15 protein-coding genes are annotated in these 17166 nt (G+C 47.9%); 8 read left to right on the top strand and 7 right to left on the bottom strand.

Going from position 1 to position 17166, the window contains the following annotated elements:
• Positions 1–33: 33 nt before the first annotated feature.
• Positions 34–1968: a PrkA family serine protein kinase gene (locus AC51G0_RS13635; protein ID WP_496299144.1), complete on the bottom strand. Its 1935-nt coding sequence runs from the start codon at positions 1966–1968 to the stop codon at positions 34–36.
• A gap of 568 nt (positions 1969–2536) precedes the next feature.
• Between AC51G0_RS13635 and AC51G0_RS13630 the strand changes: the two genes are divergently transcribed.
• The gene (locus AC51G0_RS13630) at positions 2537–2917 is read left to right on the top strand and encodes a VOC family protein (RefSeq protein WP_496299142.1); all 381 of its coding nucleotides are present in this window, start codon (positions 2537–2539) and stop codon (positions 2915–2917) included.
• 101 nt (positions 2918–3018) lie between these two features.
• On the opposite strand, the gene AC51G0_RS13625 is transcribed toward AC51G0_RS13630, so the two are convergent.
• Both AC51G0_RS13625 and gap read right to left on the bottom strand, forming a co-directional pair.
• Positions 3019–3894 (bottom strand): D-hexose-6-phosphate mutarotase, encoded by an 876-nt coding sequence (locus AC51G0_RS13625; protein ID WP_496299141.1) that lies wholly within the window; start codon positions 3892–3894, stop codon positions 3019–3021.
• 349 nt (positions 3895–4243) lie between these two features.
• Positions 4244–5239, bottom strand: coding sequence for a type I glyceraldehyde-3-phosphate dehydrogenase (gap, locus tag AC51G0_RS13620; protein ID WP_496299140.1), 996 nt, complete (start codon positions 5237–5239; stop codon positions 4244–4246).
• Positions 5240–5588: 349 nt separating this feature from the next.
• On the opposite strand from gap, the gene msrB reads away from it, so the two are divergent.
• On the top strand, positions 5589–5993 hold the full coding sequence (gene msrB / locus AC51G0_RS13615) for a peptide-methionine (R)-S-oxide reductase MsrB (RefSeq protein ID WP_496299139.1): 405 nt from the start codon (positions 5589–5591) through the stop codon (positions 5991–5993).
• Positions 5994–6026: 33 nt separating this feature from the next.
• Here msrB and AC51G0_RS13610 read toward each other — a convergent pair whose 3' ends face one another.
• The gene (locus tag AC51G0_RS13610; protein ID WP_496299138.1) at positions 6027–6854 is read right to left on the bottom strand and encodes a DUF2989 domain-containing protein; all 828 of its coding nucleotides are present in this window, start codon (positions 6852–6854) and stop codon (positions 6027–6029) included.
• Positions 6855–7128: 274 nt separating this feature from the next.
• Here AC51G0_RS13610 and AC51G0_RS13605 point away from each other — a divergent pair, with 274 nt between their 5' ends.
• Positions 7129–7422 carry a YeaC family protein gene (locus tag AC51G0_RS13605; protein ID WP_496299137.1) on the top strand — a complete coding sequence of 98 codons (294 nt, stop codon included), beginning with the start codon at positions 7129–7131 and terminating at the stop codon, positions 7420–7422.
• Between the two features lie 15 nt (positions 7423–7437).
• Here the strand turns inward: AC51G0_RS13605 and AC51G0_RS13600 are convergent, their stop codons facing one another.
• Positions 7438–8109: a glutathione S-transferase family protein gene (locus tag AC51G0_RS13600; RefSeq protein WP_496299136.1), complete on the bottom strand. Its 672-nt coding sequence runs from the start codon at positions 8107–8109 to the stop codon at positions 7438–7440.
• Positions 8110–8283: 174 nt separating this feature from the next.
• Here AC51G0_RS13600 and AC51G0_RS13595 point away from each other — a divergent pair, with 174 nt between their 5' ends.
• A complete protein-coding gene (locus tag AC51G0_RS13595) occupies positions 8284–8556 on the top strand; it encodes a hypothetical protein (RefSeq protein WP_496299134.1) in 273 nt (90 codons plus the stop codon).
• Positions 8557–8708: 152 nt separating this feature from the next.
• On the opposite strand, the gene ansA is transcribed toward AC51G0_RS13595, so the two are convergent.
• Both ansA and sppA read right to left on the bottom strand, forming a co-directional pair.
• A complete protein-coding gene (gene ansA, locus AC51G0_RS13590; protein WP_496299133.1) occupies positions 8709–9719 on the bottom strand; it encodes an asparaginase in 1011 nt (336 codons plus the stop codon).
• A gap of 84 nt (positions 9720–9803) precedes the next feature.
• Complete coding sequence (gene sppA / locus AC51G0_RS13585; protein WP_496299131.1) at positions 9804–11657, bottom strand: signal peptide peptidase SppA; 1854 nt, start codon at positions 11655–11657, stop codon at positions 9804–9806.
• A gap of 285 nt (positions 11658–11942) precedes the next feature.
• Between sppA and AC51G0_RS13580 the strand changes: the two genes are divergently transcribed.
• The 4 genes from AC51G0_RS13580 (at position 11943) to mnmH (ending at position 17038) form a co-directional block, all read left to right on the top strand.
• Positions 11943–13955, top strand: a complete 2013-nt coding sequence (locus tag AC51G0_RS13580) for an oxidoreductase (RefSeq protein ID WP_496299129.1) — start codon at positions 11943–11945, stop codon at positions 13953–13955.
• A gap of 264 nt (positions 13956–14219) precedes the next feature.
• Positions 14220–14768 carry an NAD(P)H nitroreductase gene (locus AC51G0_RS13575; RefSeq protein WP_496299127.1) on the top strand — a complete coding sequence of 183 codons (549 nt, stop codon included), beginning with the start codon at positions 14220–14222 and terminating at the stop codon, positions 14766–14768.
• A 138-nt stretch (positions 14769–14906) separates the two neighbouring features.
• A complete protein-coding gene (selD, locus tag AC51G0_RS13570) occupies positions 14907–15944 on the top strand; it encodes a selenide, water dikinase SelD (protein WP_496299126.1) in 1038 nt (345 codons plus the stop codon).
• On the top strand, positions 15944–17038 hold the full coding sequence (mnmH, locus tag AC51G0_RS13565; protein WP_496299124.1) for a tRNA 2-selenouridine(34) synthase MnmH: 1095 nt from the start codon (positions 15944–15946) through the stop codon (positions 17036–17038). The genes selD and mnmH overlap by 1 nt, the downstream gene beginning before the upstream one ends.
• The last annotated feature ends 128 nt before the right edge of the window (positions 17039–17166 follow it).

Raw genomic sequence — 17166 nt, 5'->3', positions numbered from 1 at the left:
CTCCCCTTATTCATCCCATAATTCCATGGCCGGCTACGAAGACTTACGTACGCGCAGATACCACTCAGATAGCAGACGCACTTGCTTGCGGGTGTAGCCTTTTTCCATCATACGAGCTACGAAGTCATCATGCTTCTTCTGCTCATCGGTGGATGTTTTGGCATTAAACGAGATGACAGGAAGCAACTCTTCCGTATTCGAGAACATTTTCTTCTCGATAACGGTGCGCAGTTTTTCGTAGCTGGTCCAGTTCGGATTCTTGCCTGCATTGCTTGCGCGGGCACGCAGTACAAAATTCACAATTTCATTACGGAAGTCTTTCGGATTACTGATACCGGCCGGCTTCTCGATTTTCTCAAGCTCATTGTTCAGCGCTGAGCGGTCGAACAACTGACCTGTTTCCGGATCGCGGTACTCCTGATCCTGAATCCAGAAGTCAGCATAGCTGACATAGCGATCAAAAATATTCTGGCCGTACTCGGAATAGGACTCTAGGTAAGCGGTTTGAATTTCTTTGCCGATGAACTCCACATATTTCGGTGTCAGGTAACCCTTCAGATGCTCAAGGTATTTTTCTGCCAGCTCCTGCGGGAACTGCTCACGTTCGATTTGCTGCTCTAGTACATAGAACAAATGAACGGGGTTAGCAGCCACCTCAGAGTGATCAAAGTTAAAGACTCGCGATAGGATCTTGAAGGCAAATCGGGTCGACAGACCTGCCATACCTTCGTCGACACCGGCGTAGTCACGGTATTCCTGATAAGACTTGGCTTTTGGATCCGTGTCTTTCAACGTTTCGCCGTCATAGACACGCATTTTCGAGTACTGGCTGGAGTTTTCCGGCTCTTTCAGGCGAGACAGCACGGTAAAGCGAGCCAGGATCTCCAGTGTACTTGGCGAGCAAGGCGCGGCAGACAGCTCACTGTTTTGTAGCAGTTTTTCGTAAATCTTGATTTCTTCCGAGACTCGCAGACAGTAAGGCACTTTGACGATATAAACACGGTCAAGGAAGGCTTCGTTATTCTTGTTGTTACGGAAGGTCTGCCACTCTGATTCGTTGGAGTGAGCCAGAATGATGCCGTCAAACGGTAGGGCCGATAGACCTTCAGTACCGTTATAGTTACCTTCCTGTGTTGCCGTCAGTAATGGGTGCAGCACTTTTAACGGTGCTTTAAACATCTCGACGAATTCCATCAAACCTTGGTTGGCTTTACATAATGCGCCTGAATAGCTGTATGCGTCCGGGTCGTCTTGAGCGAAATGTTCAAGCTGACGAATGTCGACTTTACCAACCAGTGACGAAATATCTTGGTTGTTTTCATCACCAGGCTCGGTCTTAGCAATACCGACCTGATCAAGGATCGATGGGCGTACTTTGACCACTTTGAATTTAGTGATGTCACCACCAAACTCGTGCAGGCGTTTGGCTGCCCATGGTGACATAATGTTGTTCAGATAGCGCTCAGGAATGCCGTATTCTTTATTGAGGATATCTCCGTCTTCATTTTTATCGAATAGGCAGAAAGGGTGGTCGTTAACCGGGCTGCGCTCACCGTTGGCAGTCAGCACATACACAGGTACCTTTTGCATCAGGCTTTTTAACTTTTCGGCTAGCGATGACTTACCACCACCGACTGGACCCAATAGGTAGAGGATTTGCTTACGTTCTTCCAAGCCTTGCGCCGCATGCTTGAGGTAAGAGACGATTTGCTCAATGGCATCTTCCATGCCATAGAAGTCTTCAAATGTTTTGTAGCGAGAAATGACACGGTTGGAGAAAAGGCGGCTCAAGCGTGGATCTTGAGCGGTATCTATCATTTCGGGTTCGCCGATTGCCATTAGCAAGCGCTCTGCAGCATTGACGTATGAACTGCGGTCATTACGGCAGATTTCAAGGAATTCTTGCAATGAAAGCTCTTCATCCTTGGCTTCTTCATAGCGTTGACGATAGTGGTCAAAAATACTCATGGTATGCCCCCTGAATCGTTCTTCAATCAATTAGAAAGGACGAAAACAAATAACTTTCACATCCCTCATATCTTAAGACTAGACCTAACTGATCAAATTGCTTCACTGAGTTGTTGGTTTATAAACTAAATTTCCCTATTGTACTGGCCTAACGAGCTGAATGTTTTTTGAACATATTCTTACTATCCTCCTATAAATTGGGATGCGCAAGGGGATTTGTTTAAAAAAGGTGGCTGGTTTTGTTATGGAAATGTGATCGCTATGCTTGTAAAAAATATTAAGCGGTAAATCAGGGTATTTGTTTCACAACTGGTTTTGTTGGCTAAATGCAAAGGATTTCAGTGTATGAAAATCTGTAAGGAAGTATTTTTTCTGGCTCAAGATGTTTTTTTTCTCGTTTCCCTATTTATGTGGTCGTTTTTTCGTTTAGCGGGAAAATTTTGAAGCTATTGAGGCAAAATAAACTCCCTTGAGTGTCAAATAAGTGCGATAGGTGCTTTTTTTGAGAGCGAAATCAACACCCCTGGCTTAAGCTAGAAAAGTAAAAGCACTAAGGGGAGCTTCATTGATGGGTATTTCACGTGTTGATACGGTTTCGATTCCGGTTTCTGATCAGAGCCTGGCATTGCTGTTTTATCGCGATGCTTTGGGGTTTGAGTTGATTCGCGATCATCACGCCGACAACCAAAAGCGCTGGATTCAACTGGCACCGAAGGGGGCTGAGACAACAATCAGCTTAGTGGTACCATTTGGCGGAATGGCAGCGGGATCTGTGCAGGGGCTGGTGGTGCAAACCGATGATATTCACACCACACACAGTGAGTTGAGTGATAGGGGAGTTCCTCTATCAGAGATCGTGACCATTATTGGCGGGCGGTTTGCAACGTTTGCCGATCCCGATGGCAATGGTTGGGTATTAATAGAAGCTAACTCACACATGTTGGCCTAGTGTCATGTCTCTTCTGCGTAGCCGTATGCGTTGTTTCTGGTTAGAACACTCTGGTATGAAAAATGCCGCCAATTTGGCGGCATTTTCACGGGTATTGAGTGTTATTTCTTTACTGCAATAAGCGTGCTTAAAGTATGTGAACCGCCAGGAGAAAGTTCAACAGCTTCACCATGGATGGTCGATTCGACACACACCATGGTTTCAAAACTATTATCTGCCATGTCCCCCATATTGATAGACAGCTCTTGCCACGGGTTCCAAATTACAGCGGCATTATGACCTTGGTTGTTTACCAGGATTTGGCGCACATTGGGTTTGTCGTGAATAACAATTGGGTTAGCAGGTGTTGTGTATACACGATCGGTTTCTGCGGTGAAAGTGAGTATATCGCCACCTTCACATGCTTTGCCGCCCTGGGTGCTATCTAGGAATGTATCACCCATACCGGTGATCTCGACCGAGTTAATATCGGCAATATCGAAATAGGTATGAAGGGCACCACTGAAAGACCAGGCATGATCGTCAGTATTGGTGGAGGTAAGGTGGACCTTTAATTCCTCACCGACTTCAAAAGTGATTTGGTTGTGGAACTTATGCGGCCAGACTGCACGTGTTGCTTCGCTGTCTTCCAGCTCTAGCGCGACGATCACGCCGTGTTCATTTTCACGATGCTCTTGCAATGTCCATTGGCTGGTACGGGCAAAACCGTGCGATGGTGTTGCAGCTTTACCAAACCATGGCCAACAAACCGGTATGCCGCCACGGATCGCTTTTGCCGTATCGAACTCAGCCTTCTCACTTAGCCAGATGATGTCTTTTTCTCCCGCTGGTTTGTACCAGATCAGGTGGCCACCATGCAGAGAAATGCCGGCTTCCGCCAACTTGTGAATAACTCGGATAATCTTGATGCCCTGATATTCACAGATAGTGACAGCATCAGAGAGAACAGAAATTGTTGAAAGGTTACGTAAATCCATCAAATTCTCATTCCTTACGGTATTTAATCAGGTCAATGCTTATTTGATTGGTTTTTAGACGAATGTGAAAGGAAACACCAATCAAATAAGAACTTATTTTTATTTAAAAAATATCAGTAAAAATTAAAATTTATTTGTTAAATTTGTAGGATTTTCTTATCCGTTGATTGATTTTTTTATAGAAAAGCGAAGCAGATACCCACTACGCGTAAGAATAAATGGACTTGATATTGGCGATAGGCATCAAAATGTCATTCTTACCAGCGTATCCTCCCTTGCATCTGGCTTTTTCAGATACAAAAAAGGCGGCCATTAAGCCGCCTTTTGTCATTCACTTACTAAGTCGTAATTACTTAGAGATGTGAGCGATTAGGTCTAGAACTTTGTTTGAGTAACCGATTTCGTTGTCGTACCAAGATACAACTTTAACGAATTTGTCAGTTAGAGCAACACCAGCTTTAGCATCGAATACTGAAGTCTGAACTTCACCGATGAAATCTTGAGAAACAACAGCGTCTTCAGTGTAACCAAGAACACCTTTAAGCTCGCCTTCAGATGCTTCTTTCATAGCAGCACAGATAGCTTCGTAAGTTGCAGCAGTTTTTAGGTTAACTGTAAGGTCAACAACAGAAACGTTTGCAGTTGGTACACGGAAAGCCATACCAGTTAGAAGGCCGTTTAGTTCAGGAAGAACAACGCCTACAGCTTTAGCAGCACCAGTTGAAGATGGGATGATGTTCTGAGAAGCACCACGACCACCACGCCAGTCTTTAGCAGAAGGACCATCAACAGTCTTCTGAGTAGCAGTAGTAGCGTGAACTGTAGTCATAAGACCAGATTCGATACCGAACTTGTCGTTAAGAACTTTAGCAACAGGTGCTAGGCAGTTAGTAGTACAAGAAGCGTTAGAAACGATGTCTTGGCCAGCGTAAGTAGAGTCGTTAACACCCATTACGAACATTGGAGTAGCATCTTTAGAAGGGCCAGTTAGAACAACCTTCTTCGCACCAGCAGTGATGTGCTTACGTGCAGTCTCGTCTGTTAGGAAGATACCAGTTGCTTCAGCTACAACGTCAACGTTGATTGCATCCCACTTAAGGTCTTCAGGGTTACGCTCTGCAGTAACGCGAACTGTTTTACCGTTAACGATTAGGTTACCGCCTTCAACTTCAACAGTACCGTTGAAACGGCCGTGAGTTGAATCGTACTTCAGCATGTATGCCATGTATTCAACGTCGATAAGGTCGTTGATACCAACAACTTCGATGTCATTGCGCTCTACAGAAGCACGGAAAACGAAACGTCCAATACGGCCAAAACCGTTAATACCTACTTTGATAGTCATTACAGTTGCTCCACAACTTAATTTCTAATGAAAGATAACTGGTAGTAAAATTACAGAATCTTTTGAGACCCTGCAAGCCAAAAACGAACTTAAATTGCGTGAGGTCAAAAAAAAGTTCGGATTTTTTTTACATTCCCACTACAACGATGCAATTTCATACAGAAACTGTATGAATATCCATCATTGTTGTTGTTAACTTTTAATATCCACACTCAGTTCAACTAAAATATGCTTAAATGAGCCGAGTACATGTAAAATCCTTTCGAGCAGAAAGTATGTGCCACAGTTTGGTAGATTGGCAACATAATTTGTTTGGTTAGGCGGTGGGTTTATACTAGTAGGATAGGTAATGTCAGATAAATCAGATACTTATTGGCGAGATAGTTTGACGGAAGAGCAATATCATATTTGCCGTGAACGAGGGACGGAGCCTCCCTTTTCCGGTACTTTGCTACATAACCGCGAAACGGGGGCATATCATTGTACCTGCTGCAGCAAGCCATTGTTTCAATCAGCGCACAAATATGACTCAGGTTGTGGCTGGCCGAGCTTTGATGCGCCGATAAGCGCAGATGCAATCCGCTACCTAGAAGACAATAGCCATGGTATGCAGCGAATTGAGATCCGCTGTGCAAATTGTGACAGTCACCTTGGCCATGTCTTCCCTGACGGGCCGAAAACAACAGGCGAGCGCTATTGCGTGAATTCTGTTTCGCTTGCTTTCCAGCCTGATGCGCCGGTAGAGAAAGAATAGTGCTATGGAAGAAGGGCTGGTTAGCCCTTCGTTCTAGTTGAGCATCCGGGCGTTGAATTTCCCTTGCTCGAGTGCCATCGAGATTCTCTTGGCTTTTACATCAAGCTGTTGTCGCTGTTCATCTGGCATGGGGTAATAACTAATGAGTTTCTCTTGGCTAACGACTGAAGCGCCGAGCTCGGTGCCGACTCTCGCCCACAGATAGGCATTGGTGATTGACTCAGTTTGATGAGATAAAGTTGCTAGTGATTGGATTATTTCTGGCTTTATATCCTGTCCGCGCTCATACAGTTCCAAGGCATGCTTGAGCAGTTGAATTGTCTTCTCTTTATCTTTGTCAGTGTAATAGGTTGCCAATGCAAGTTGTAGGTCGGGAGTTTCCAGAGCCGGGCTTCCTTCGAGTAACAAAAACTGACGCAAGGCATTCTTATCCCCTTGGCTCCAGCGGTAGTAGATGATTTCAGGATCGTTGGATCGCGCGAGCTCTTCAGAGAGAGTCCGGATCGATTCATAGCTTTTGATCAATGCTCTTGTGCGCTGCGTTTTGCGTTCTTTTAGCTCTGTTGGTTCAATTCGAGCGGCATACTCAAGGCATTTTTGATAAGCGTAGGTAAATTTAAGCTCTTTGAATTTCTCTTCGGCGACTGGATTCTTTAGCACATCATAGCGTTGCCAGATGAGGTTAGTGCGTTGGAGGCGGCATTGGCCGTCATTTAGATTGGTATTAGCACAGATCTTCGGGTAGTTCTGACACAGGCTGTCTGTTGAGCGGTGACGTTCAAAACAGCCACTGAGCAGCGTAAGACAGACTGCTGCTAGCGGTAGAACTTTGAGTGTCGATGATGGTCGGATAGTGATCATTCTGTGCAATAGGCTACCTGGGCTGATTAAAGAGAACTTCGCGGCTGGCTATCCACGAATAGACGCATTACTAATGGAATACTATTTTAACTTAAGTCACGATAAAAAACGTCTGCGTGGCAGATTTTTTCAGCATTGTGATCCGAGGAGCAAAAAAACGATTGGTAGTTGGCGGCAAAGGGTGAAATTGGTATTACTGCCAGCTCTATGCTGTACATAGAGTTTGTTAGAATCAAACTGGTGGCACATTAACCATCGGATAGGAAGCCTGCAAATGGATCTACAACAACTATTAAATGCAATGACCCCGGAAGTATACCAGCGCATCACTACGGCTGTTGAAATTGGTAAGTGGCCGGATGGTACGCCGCTCACCCAGGAACAGCGAGATTCGGCCATGCAGGCCGTAATGATCTACCAATCTCGCCATAATACCGATGCAGAACATATGTCGGTTGAAGCGGGGGGAGAAATCAAGTTCAAATCGAAAGCTGAATTTAAGCGCGATTTTGGCATTGATGAACCAGCCCAAGATGATATTGCCCGCTTTGATCACAACCAAATCTGATCCATTCTATTTAACCTAACCGACATGGTTATCAAAGATCATGGGCTCACAGTAAAAGCTACTGAGTTCATGATCTTCTTCGCTGACTAAATTGGCAATCCAGGGTTCTTGCTCAATATTCGTTAGGTAGGCCTGCAATTTCGGGTAGTGGGTTAGCCTGAGCCCGGCCATCCAACCACTACGGAACACGCTCCATAAACTTATCTCGGCCATTGAAAAGTGATCGGCCACATAACCTTGCTCCGGTAGCTGCTCTTCAATGTATTTCAATGCCTGGGGTAGATGGTGTTCAAGGCATTGTTTTATAGCTTGTTGGTCAACGTCTTTATTGAGCATTTTTCCCCGCATGATCTTCTGATAGAACAATACACCACCAATGAGGGAGGTTAACCGGGTATCGGCGTACTCTTCCAGCCAGCGTACCTGGGCTCGCGAGGCAGCTGAGCCTGGATATAAAGGGGGAACCGGAAAGATATCATCGAGATAGTGGGCGATGACCGTTGAATCTATGATGTTGCTTCCTTCATGCTCCAGCACTGGAACTTTGCCCATCGGGTGACGTTTTTGGGCCAGCTCTTTTTCTAAATAAGGGTTAAGAGGCTGTAGGTCATAAGCAATCCCTTTGTAAGAGAGCGCGAGCATGATTTTTCTGACGAACGGAGAAATAGAGGCACCGTGTAAAACCATAGTATTGTCTCGTGCTAATGGATCGGCGGCGTCGATGACGCGAACCGATGAATAGGGCTAATTGGTATAAAGTGTAGCCGAGATAGGGGAATAGGAGGCGAAGGAAGGTTTTACCTTGGAAGCGAAATAGCGGGTTACACTGAACGTATAGCATTTCTTACTCAGGAGAAAGCCATGAGATATGTTGTATTTTGTGGAACTGGCGAGTTTCAGGGAGTGGCAGATACCCCTTCTCCCGCCGATGCTGCCCTAGAAGTATTGCAGGAGCAACTGGCCGGTGTTGATTGCAGTAACCTGGAACTTGCGCCCTGTGATGATTTAGGCAAGGCAAGTTTATTGGTCTATGAGCTAGCCGGTGAGCTTCCTGCAAATCCGGTAGTACGTAAAAAGCATGGAGTGAGCGAAATCCCGACCAAAGGCGATCCGCATGGATTTATTGAAGTTTAATGATGACACGTACTTTAGTGGAAAGGCCATCATCAAAAAATCAAAGCCCTAATCAATAGGTTAGGGCTTTGTATTATATCGCGGATATCTGTCGGTTCTCGCTTCACGAAGCGCACCCGGAACGCAGTGTCACCCGCTTCCAAGGCTCCGCCTTAGTGCGTTAGCTCACCGCGTAAGTCCTGTTGCATCATGCTGCGGACTGTTTCAATCGGCAGATCCTGGCTTAGCAGGTAGTGTAGCTTCGCAAGGGTTGCTTCAGGGGTCATGTCATAACCACTGAGTACGCCGGCATCTGCAAGGGCACAGCCCGTAGCATAGCCACCCATGTTTACTTTTCCTGATAAGCACTGTGTCAGGTTCATCACGATCACACCGCGCTCTGTCGCTTCTTTCAGCTGTGCAAGCAGATCAGGGTTCTGCGGTGCATTACCGACACCGAACGTTAACAGGATCATGGCATTGACCGGCTGGCGCAAGGTATTGCGGATGACTTCAGGTGAGATGCCTGGGTACATGGTGATCACGCCGATTGGCTGCGGTGTGATGGCATGAACTTTAAACTTACCTTCAGGTTGTTTGCTCAGCTCAACATTGTTTAGCTGAATGTTGATACCGGCTTCCAGCAGTGGCGGTAGGTTTGGTGAAATGAATGCGCCAAAGCCGTCAGCATGTGCCTTGGTACTGCGGTTGCCGCGGATCAACTTGTTGTTGAAAAAAACTGTCACTTCATTGATCGGGTAGTTAGCCGCAATGTGAAGTGAATTTAACAGGTTGCTTTGGCCATCAGAACGCAGCTCGGCTAATGGGATCTGCGAGCCGGTAACAATCACAGGCTTGTCTAGGTTATCAAACATAAACGACAGTGCAGAAGCGGTATAAGCCATGGTGTCCGTACCATGCAGAATGACAAAACCGTCATACTTGTCGTAGTTTGCTTTGATATCATCCGCAATGCGCTGCCAATCCGCTGGCGTCATATCCGACGAGTCGATCAGAGGCTCGTATTCGTGGATAGTAAATCTTGGCATTTCTGGACGATGGAATTCCGGCATGCTTTCCAGCTGCTTTTGCATAAAGCCAGCAACAGGGACGTAGCCATGGTCTGACTTCTGCATACCAATGGTGCCGCCGGTGTAAGCAATGTAAATGTGTTTTCTTTCCATAATCGGGTACAGACTTATCGGTTTGGTGGGCGCATTATACGGTTAACGCACAGTAAAAAAAGCCCGGCATGTGCCGGGCTGGTCTCACTTTTCAATATTGCTGCAATTTAAGCAGAAGGCATATTGGCCTTTTGGATCGTTAAAGTTACTGAGCGTCGTAAAGTCTGTGACAACTTGTTGCGTAACAGGCCTCAATGCAGCAGGTACTTGACCAAATACCATAGCGGCAAGTTTTGTGCTCGCTTCTGAGGCAAACTCTTGCAACAGTAACTCTGCCGGGCTCAGAGGCTCTTCCATCCAGCGAAGCTCGTAACTGTCCAGTTTTGCCAGCTCAACGGTGGCGGCAATGGCATCATCGAAATCACCGAGCTGATCGACCAAGCCTAGCTGTAGTGCATCCTGGCCCGTCCAAACGCGGCCCTGAGCAATCTTGTCAGCTTGCGCGAGTGACATATCACGGTATTGGCTCACCAAGCCAATAAAGCGCTGATAGCCATGCTCAACACCTAGCTGGAATACTTCGGCAACACCCTCAGGTAGTTCGCGGGTGACACCGACGCCTGAAAACGGTGTGGTACCGACACCATCGCTATAGACCCCCATGTTCTCCAGGCCTTTTTCAAACGTGGTCAGGATGGCAAATATACCGATAGATCCGGTGATGGTGGTCGGTTGGGCCAGGATCTTATCGGCACTGGATGAGATCCAGTATCCGCCTGAAGCTGCCAGGCTGGACATGGAAACGACAACAGGTTTGCCTGCAAGTTTTAATGCATCCACTTCGCTGCGGATCACCTCAGAGGCAAAGGCACTGCCACCAGGGCTGTCGACACGCAGAATCACAGCTTTGACTTCATCATCGAGGCGGGCCTCGCGCAGTAGTGCTGCAGTAGAATCGCCGCCAACGGTACCCTGGCGCTGGTTACCGTCAACAATGGCGCCGCTGGCGACCACGACGGCAATTTGGTTCGGGCTTGGGAGATCACGATTGAACAGCGTTGGCTGGTAGTCGTAGTAGCTGATTTGATTAAAACTGTTGTCACCGTCACTGCCGAATTGCTCAATCAGCTTCTGGCTTAGCAACGGACGGTTGATTAGCTCGTCAACCAATCCCATCTCCAGGCTCAGTTTGGCAAAGTCACCGTTGACGGCCTTGAGCTGCTCGACAAAGCTATCAAGTTCCGGAGTGAGCGCTGTGGCATCGATATGACGATTTTTGGCAACATCTGAGGTGTAGGCACCCCATAGTTGATTGAGCCAGATAGTATTGGCTTCACGTGCTTCCGTCGACATCCCATCTCGGGTGTAAGGCTCAACAAAAGATTTGTAGGTGCCGACACGGAATACATGGGTGTTGACGTCAAGCTTTTCCAGCAGGCTCTTGTAGTACAGGGAATAGCTGCCATAACCTGTCAGCAGTACCCCACCATCGGGCGACATGAAGACTTTGTCCGCATAGCTCGATAGGTAGTATTGGCTTTGCTTGTAGTTATCACCGATAGCGTAGACAGGTTTGCCTGCCTGCTTAAATTCGTCGATGGCTTTAGCGATGTAGCGCAACTTGGTTAAGTTGGTTTCCGCCATGCCTTTGAGGTTTAGCACCAGGCCGGTGATTCGGTTGTCTGTAGAAGCGGCCCGGATAGTATCCACGATATCGAATAACACATTTTCCTGCACCGGCGGTTGGCCCAGTGCATTGCTCGCCAGTTGGTCGATAGGGTTGACGTAGGTGCGTTGCTCAACGATTGGGCCGGACAAATCCAGTACCAGTGCCGCTTCTTTAGGTAGTGCCGGTTGCTCTCCGCCTTGGTTAAAAGCGAAGAAAAGCAGGCCGATAACGAATAGAAAAAATAAATTGAGTATTAGTTGTCGGGTGAAACTGATCAGTTTCCAGATAGCTCGGAATAGTTTTCCAATTCCTTTGAGTACCACTTTCATGAACGTTCCTGATGATGCGATCGGTATTACTTCTATCGTAACTTAGTAAACAAGGAATTACAGTAATAATCCGTTTTTACAGCGTTTCTACAACGTATTCACAATATCTCCTTCCCTTAAGTATTGCGGCACTTCTTGGCTGAAGAAAGTAAATATCACCTAGGTTTGTTCTTTCTATGATGTCTCACCAATGAATTAAATGTTGTAATAATGTAAACAAGTGTTTGATAAAAGTTTGAGTCGTTAATATACTGGTCAGACCATAACTACAAAAGAATGGAAGCCATGGACGATAAATCTTACCCTCATTTGTTAGCGCCCCTAGATCTTGGTTTCACTCAGTTACGTAACCGTGTGTTAATGGGATCTATGCACACTGGCCTTGAAGAGTCGCGAGACGGCTTCAAGAAACTGTCTGCTTTTTACGCAGCCCGAGCCCGAGGTGGGGTTGGCCTGATTGTAACTGGTGGCTTTTCACCTAACTTCCGCGGACGGCTGCACCCACTCAGTGCCGAGTTCAGTTCTGCCCGTGCTGCCCGTGCCCACCGGGTGATCACGGATGCAGTACATGAAGCAGGCGGCAAGATTGCGCTGCAGCTGCTGCATGCTGGCCGCTATGCGATGCATCCTTTTGCGGTGAGTGCCTCTGCAATTCGCGCCCCAATCTCTAAATTCACTCCAAGCAAGATGAGTACGCGCCAGATCAATAAAACGATTGAGGCCTTTGCGCGTAGTTCTGAGCTAGCGCGTGAAGCAGGTTATGACGGCGTCGAGCTGATGGGATCGGAAGGTTACCTGATCAATCAGTTTATCTGTAAGCGCTCTAACCATCGCTATGATGAGTGGGGCGGTAGCTATGAAAATCGCATTCGTTTTCCTATCGAGCTGGTAAAAGCGGTACGTAAACGGACTGGACGGGATTTTATTATCATCTTCCGCCTGTCAATGCTGGATTTGGTTGAGCAGGGCAGTACCCATGAAGAAGTCGTTCAGCTGGCAAAAGAGCTTGAAGCTGCCGGTGTGACGATTTTGAATACCGGTATCGGCTGGCATGAGGCACGAGTGCCGACGATTGCGACGCAAGTACCGCGCGCCGCTTTCACCTGGGTGACCGAAAAGCTGAAAAAAGAAGTGAATATTCCTCTGGTGACCTGTAACCGAATAAATACGCCTCAGGTGGCTGAAGATATCTTGTCATCTGAGCAGGCTGATATGGTTTCCATGGCGCGTCCATTCCTGGCTGACCCTGATTTTGTAGTAAAGGCAGAGCGAGATTGTGCTGACGATATCAATACCTGTATTGGTTGTAACCAGGCATGTTTGGATCATGTTTTTGTGGGCAAGCGAGCAAGCTGCCTGGTAAACCCGCAAGCCTGCTATGAGACGGAGTTGGTATTGACGCCGGCTGCAGCTAAGCGGCGCGTCGCCGTGGTGGGAGCCGGGCCTGCCGGGATGGCAACTGCCGTTGCGGCAGCTGAGCGCGGCTTAGCTGTCGACTTGTTTGAAAAGAATGATCATGTCGGTGGCCAGTTTAATCTGGCAATGCAAATTCCCGGAAAGGAAGAGTTCAAAGAGACAATTCGTTACTTTACCCGCCGGCTTGAGCAGACGGGTGTCAATGTGAAGCTTGGCCATTCTGTTGAAGCTAATGAGCTTAAAGGGTATGACGAAGTGATTGTGGCGACTGGTGTTCAGCCGCGGAATCCGAAGATCCCGGGCGTCGAGCATGAAAAAGTGATCGATTACCAAACTTTGATCAGAGATAAGGTGCAGCTTGGCCAGAAAGTGGCGGTGATTGGTGCTGGTGGTATCGGTGTCGATGTGTCGACCATGCTGACAGAACCGGAACATCAGGATCTGGAAAGCTGGCTCAAAGACTGGGGAGTTGATAAGTCGATTGAGCATGCAGGTGGTCTGTATCCGCATGAGGAGTATGTCAGCCAGCGCCAAGTATGGTTGATGCAGCGTAAACCGGGCAAGGTGGGTAAAGGGCCGGGCCGTACTACCGGATGGATCCATCGCAAGGTCTTGGAAAAACGCGGTGTTGAGCTGCTCAGTGGCGTGAGCTACGACAAGATTGACGATCTGGGACTGCATATCACCGTTGAAGGCCAGTCACGCGTGCTGGAGGTCGATAATATTGTGCTATGTGCAGGCCAGACTTCGGTGGAAGTGCTGTCGGACAAACTGCGGGCCATGAATGTTAATGTGCATGTGATTGGCGGTGCCGATGTGGCGGGAGAAGTCGATGCCAAGCGGGTGATCCGCCAGGGTGTTGAGCTGGCGGCGAAGCTGTAAGGATGGCTTCGCCATGGAAGCGAGATAGCGAGTTACGCTTTGCTACGTGAAGCGGGAAAGAGCGGTTAACTTTAGGCCCTTGGAAGAGTAGGACCCAGCTATTAATACGGATTATGCCTTGTTCAGTGAGGCGTGATTCCTTTTTAAAGCACTTTATTGGTTTTTCTTTTGCTCTTTCCCCGCTTCCCGCAGCGAAGCGCCCTCGCTTCCTTTTCTATACTTATGATATTGTAAAACAATAATTATTATCATCATGAGGTTGTTATGGATGCTCTATCGTTATTGTTAAATCGCCGTTCGTTGCCAAAGTTGATGGAGCCGGCCCCACAAGGGCAAGAATTGGAAAATATCTTCCGCGCAGGTCTGCGAGCTCCGGATCATGCAGCTTTGACACCATGGCGTTTTATCGTCTCTCATGGGGAAGGGTTGCAAAAGCTGGCTGATATTTTGGTTGAAGCCGCAAAAGCAGATGGTGCTGAAGAGGCGGTGATTGAAAGGGCCGCGAAAGCGCCGTTCCGGGCCCCTATGGTGATCACTGTCGTTGCTAAAGTGACTGAGCATGACAAGGTACCGGTGATTGAACAGCACTTGTCGGCAGGTTGTGCCGCGCAGGCGATGCAGATGGCAGCCGTAGCACAGGGCTTTTCTGGTTTTTGGCGTACCGGTAAATGGGCCTATCACCCGGTAGTGCGTGAAGCGCTGGGCGTTCAGGGTGATGACCTGATTGCAGGCTTTTTGTATATCGGGACACCGGGTTGCCGTGAGGCAAAAGTGTCTGAGCGCAATCTAAGCCAGTTTGTTGAATACCTGTAATCACCTAAACAGCCGATTTGAATGAGTTTATTGAGGAAACTGACTACTGTCAGTTCTCCCTTTATTGATCCAGAATGGTGACAGGATTTAGCCGCCGGAGTAGAATTCTCTGCTCTTGTCATTATTCCGGAGCGTGTCATGGAAAATGTTCGCCTTACTCAATACAGCCACGGTGCAGGATGCGGTTGTAAAATTTCTCCTCAAGTTCTTGATACTATTCTCCGAACTCAACTAGCCCCGTTTCACGATCCTAATTTGTTGGTCGGTAATGAAAGCAAAGACGATGCTGCTGTCTATGACCTGGGCAATGGTAGCTCGGTGATCAGTACGACTGATTTCTTTATGCCCATCGTCGATAATCCCTTTGATTTTGGGCGCATTGCTGCGACAAATGCCATCAGTGATATTTATGCGATGGGTGGTAAGCCGATCATGGCGATTGCGATTCTTGGCTGGCCTGTGAATGTCCTGGCCCCTGAAATTGCCCAGCAGGTTATCGAAGGCGGTCGCTCAGTGTGTCGTGAGGCTGGGATCTCACTTGCAGGCGGACACTCGATTGATGCTCCAGAGCCTATTTTTGGCCTGGCAGTAACAGGCATTGTCGATACTGACCGTGTGAAGCGCAATAACCAGGCCGAAGAGGGCTGTAAGCTGTTTCTTACTAAGCCGTTAGGTATTGGTGTACTGACGACTGCCGAGAAAAAATCCAAGCTGGCTGAGCAACACCAAGGTTTGGCGCGTGACTGGATGTGCAAGTTGAACAAGCCGGGCGAAGACTTCGCTAATGTTGCTGGTGTCAAGGCAATGACTGACGTGACCGGTTTTGGCCTGATGGGCCACTTGAATGAAATTTGTGAAGGCAGCGATCTGAAAGCAAAAGTTTGGTTTGATCAGATCCCGCACCTGCCTGGGGTCTTTGATTACATTGCGCAGGGATGTGTACCTGGCGGAACTGGCCGTAATTTTGATAGCTATGGTCATCGTCTGGGCAAGATGAGCGAGCAGCAAAAAGCCCTATTGTGCGATCCGCAAACCTCTGGCGGTTTGTTGCTGGCAGTGGCTCCGGGAGCCGAAGAAGAAGTGCAGGCTGTTGCCGCACGTCATGGTATTGAGCTAAACGCGATTGGTGAACTGTTCCCGGCTGATGGCGATACCACCCTGATTGAGATTTGTTAATGTCACGTCCGAATTGTGAAGACTACCGGCAGTTATTTGTCAATGATACACCGCTAATGGATATGCGCGCGCCAGTTGAATTTGTCCAAGGCGCATTTCCAACCTCGGTAAACCGCCCGCTGATGCATGATAGCGAACGCGAAGCCGTAGGTACCTGTTATAAAGAAAAAGGCCAGGAAGCTGCAATTGCACTTGGCCATGAGTTGGTTCACGGTGATGTGAAAGCCGAGCGTATTGCCCAGTGGAAAGCCTTCTGTGAGGCGAACCCTCAGGGATACCTTTACTGTTTCCGTGGTGGCTTACGCTCTTGTATTACTCAGCAGTGGCTGAAAGAAGCAGGTATTGACTACCCGATGGTTGTCGGTGGCTACAAAGCGCTGCGCCGCTTTTTGATTGATACCATCGAGCACGCCGCCCAGCAGCCAATGACTCTGATTGGCGGCAATACTGGCTGTGGTAAAACCATTATGGTTAACGAACTGGAAAACGGTATTGATCTTGAAGGCGCTGCCAACCACCGAGGTTCGTCCTTTGGTCGCTATGTCACCGAGCAACGTACTCAGATTAATTTTGAGAATGTACTGGCCGTCGCGATGCTGAAAAAACAAGCCCGTGGCATCAACCAGTTTGTACTTGAGGATGAAGGCAAGATCATTGGCTCGGTCGGCGTGCCTTTGGCTATCAATAGCGCGATGCAGCACGCTCCGATAGCCATTGTTGATGACCCGCTGGATATTCGCCTGGCACGCCTGTTAGATGATTATGTCGTGCGTATGCAACGTGATTTTGTTAGCCATTATGGTGAAGAGCAGGGCTGGGTCCGCTTTGCCGAATACCTGGAACGAGGTATGTTCAGCATTCGCAAGCGCCTTGGTCTTGAACGTTATGAGCAGCTGCTGCAGGTTCAACAAAGTGCAGTCCAGACGATGCAAAACACTGGTTCCCTCGATGGCCATGAAGGCTGGCTCAAGCCGCTGTTGGAGCAGTACTACGATCCAATGTATACCTACCAACTGAGCAAAAAAGCCGACCGTATTGTCTTCCGTGGCGAATACGATGAAGTAAAAAACTGGCTGACTGAACAAGCCCGCTAGTATTAGTATCGAGGAGCGATGATATGATCGCTTCTCGCTAGCTGTATTTATATCCAGTATTATCTTGTCCTTACTCCCCCTTTTCTCTATAGTTGTATACCCAGCGGCACAATTATCTTGCCAATTCA

It is taken from the genome of Photobacterium sp. HL06 (genome assembly GCF_059552575.1).
Note: the sequence above shows the minus strand (reverse complement) of the source record. Positions and strands in the feature narration are given on the sequence as shown.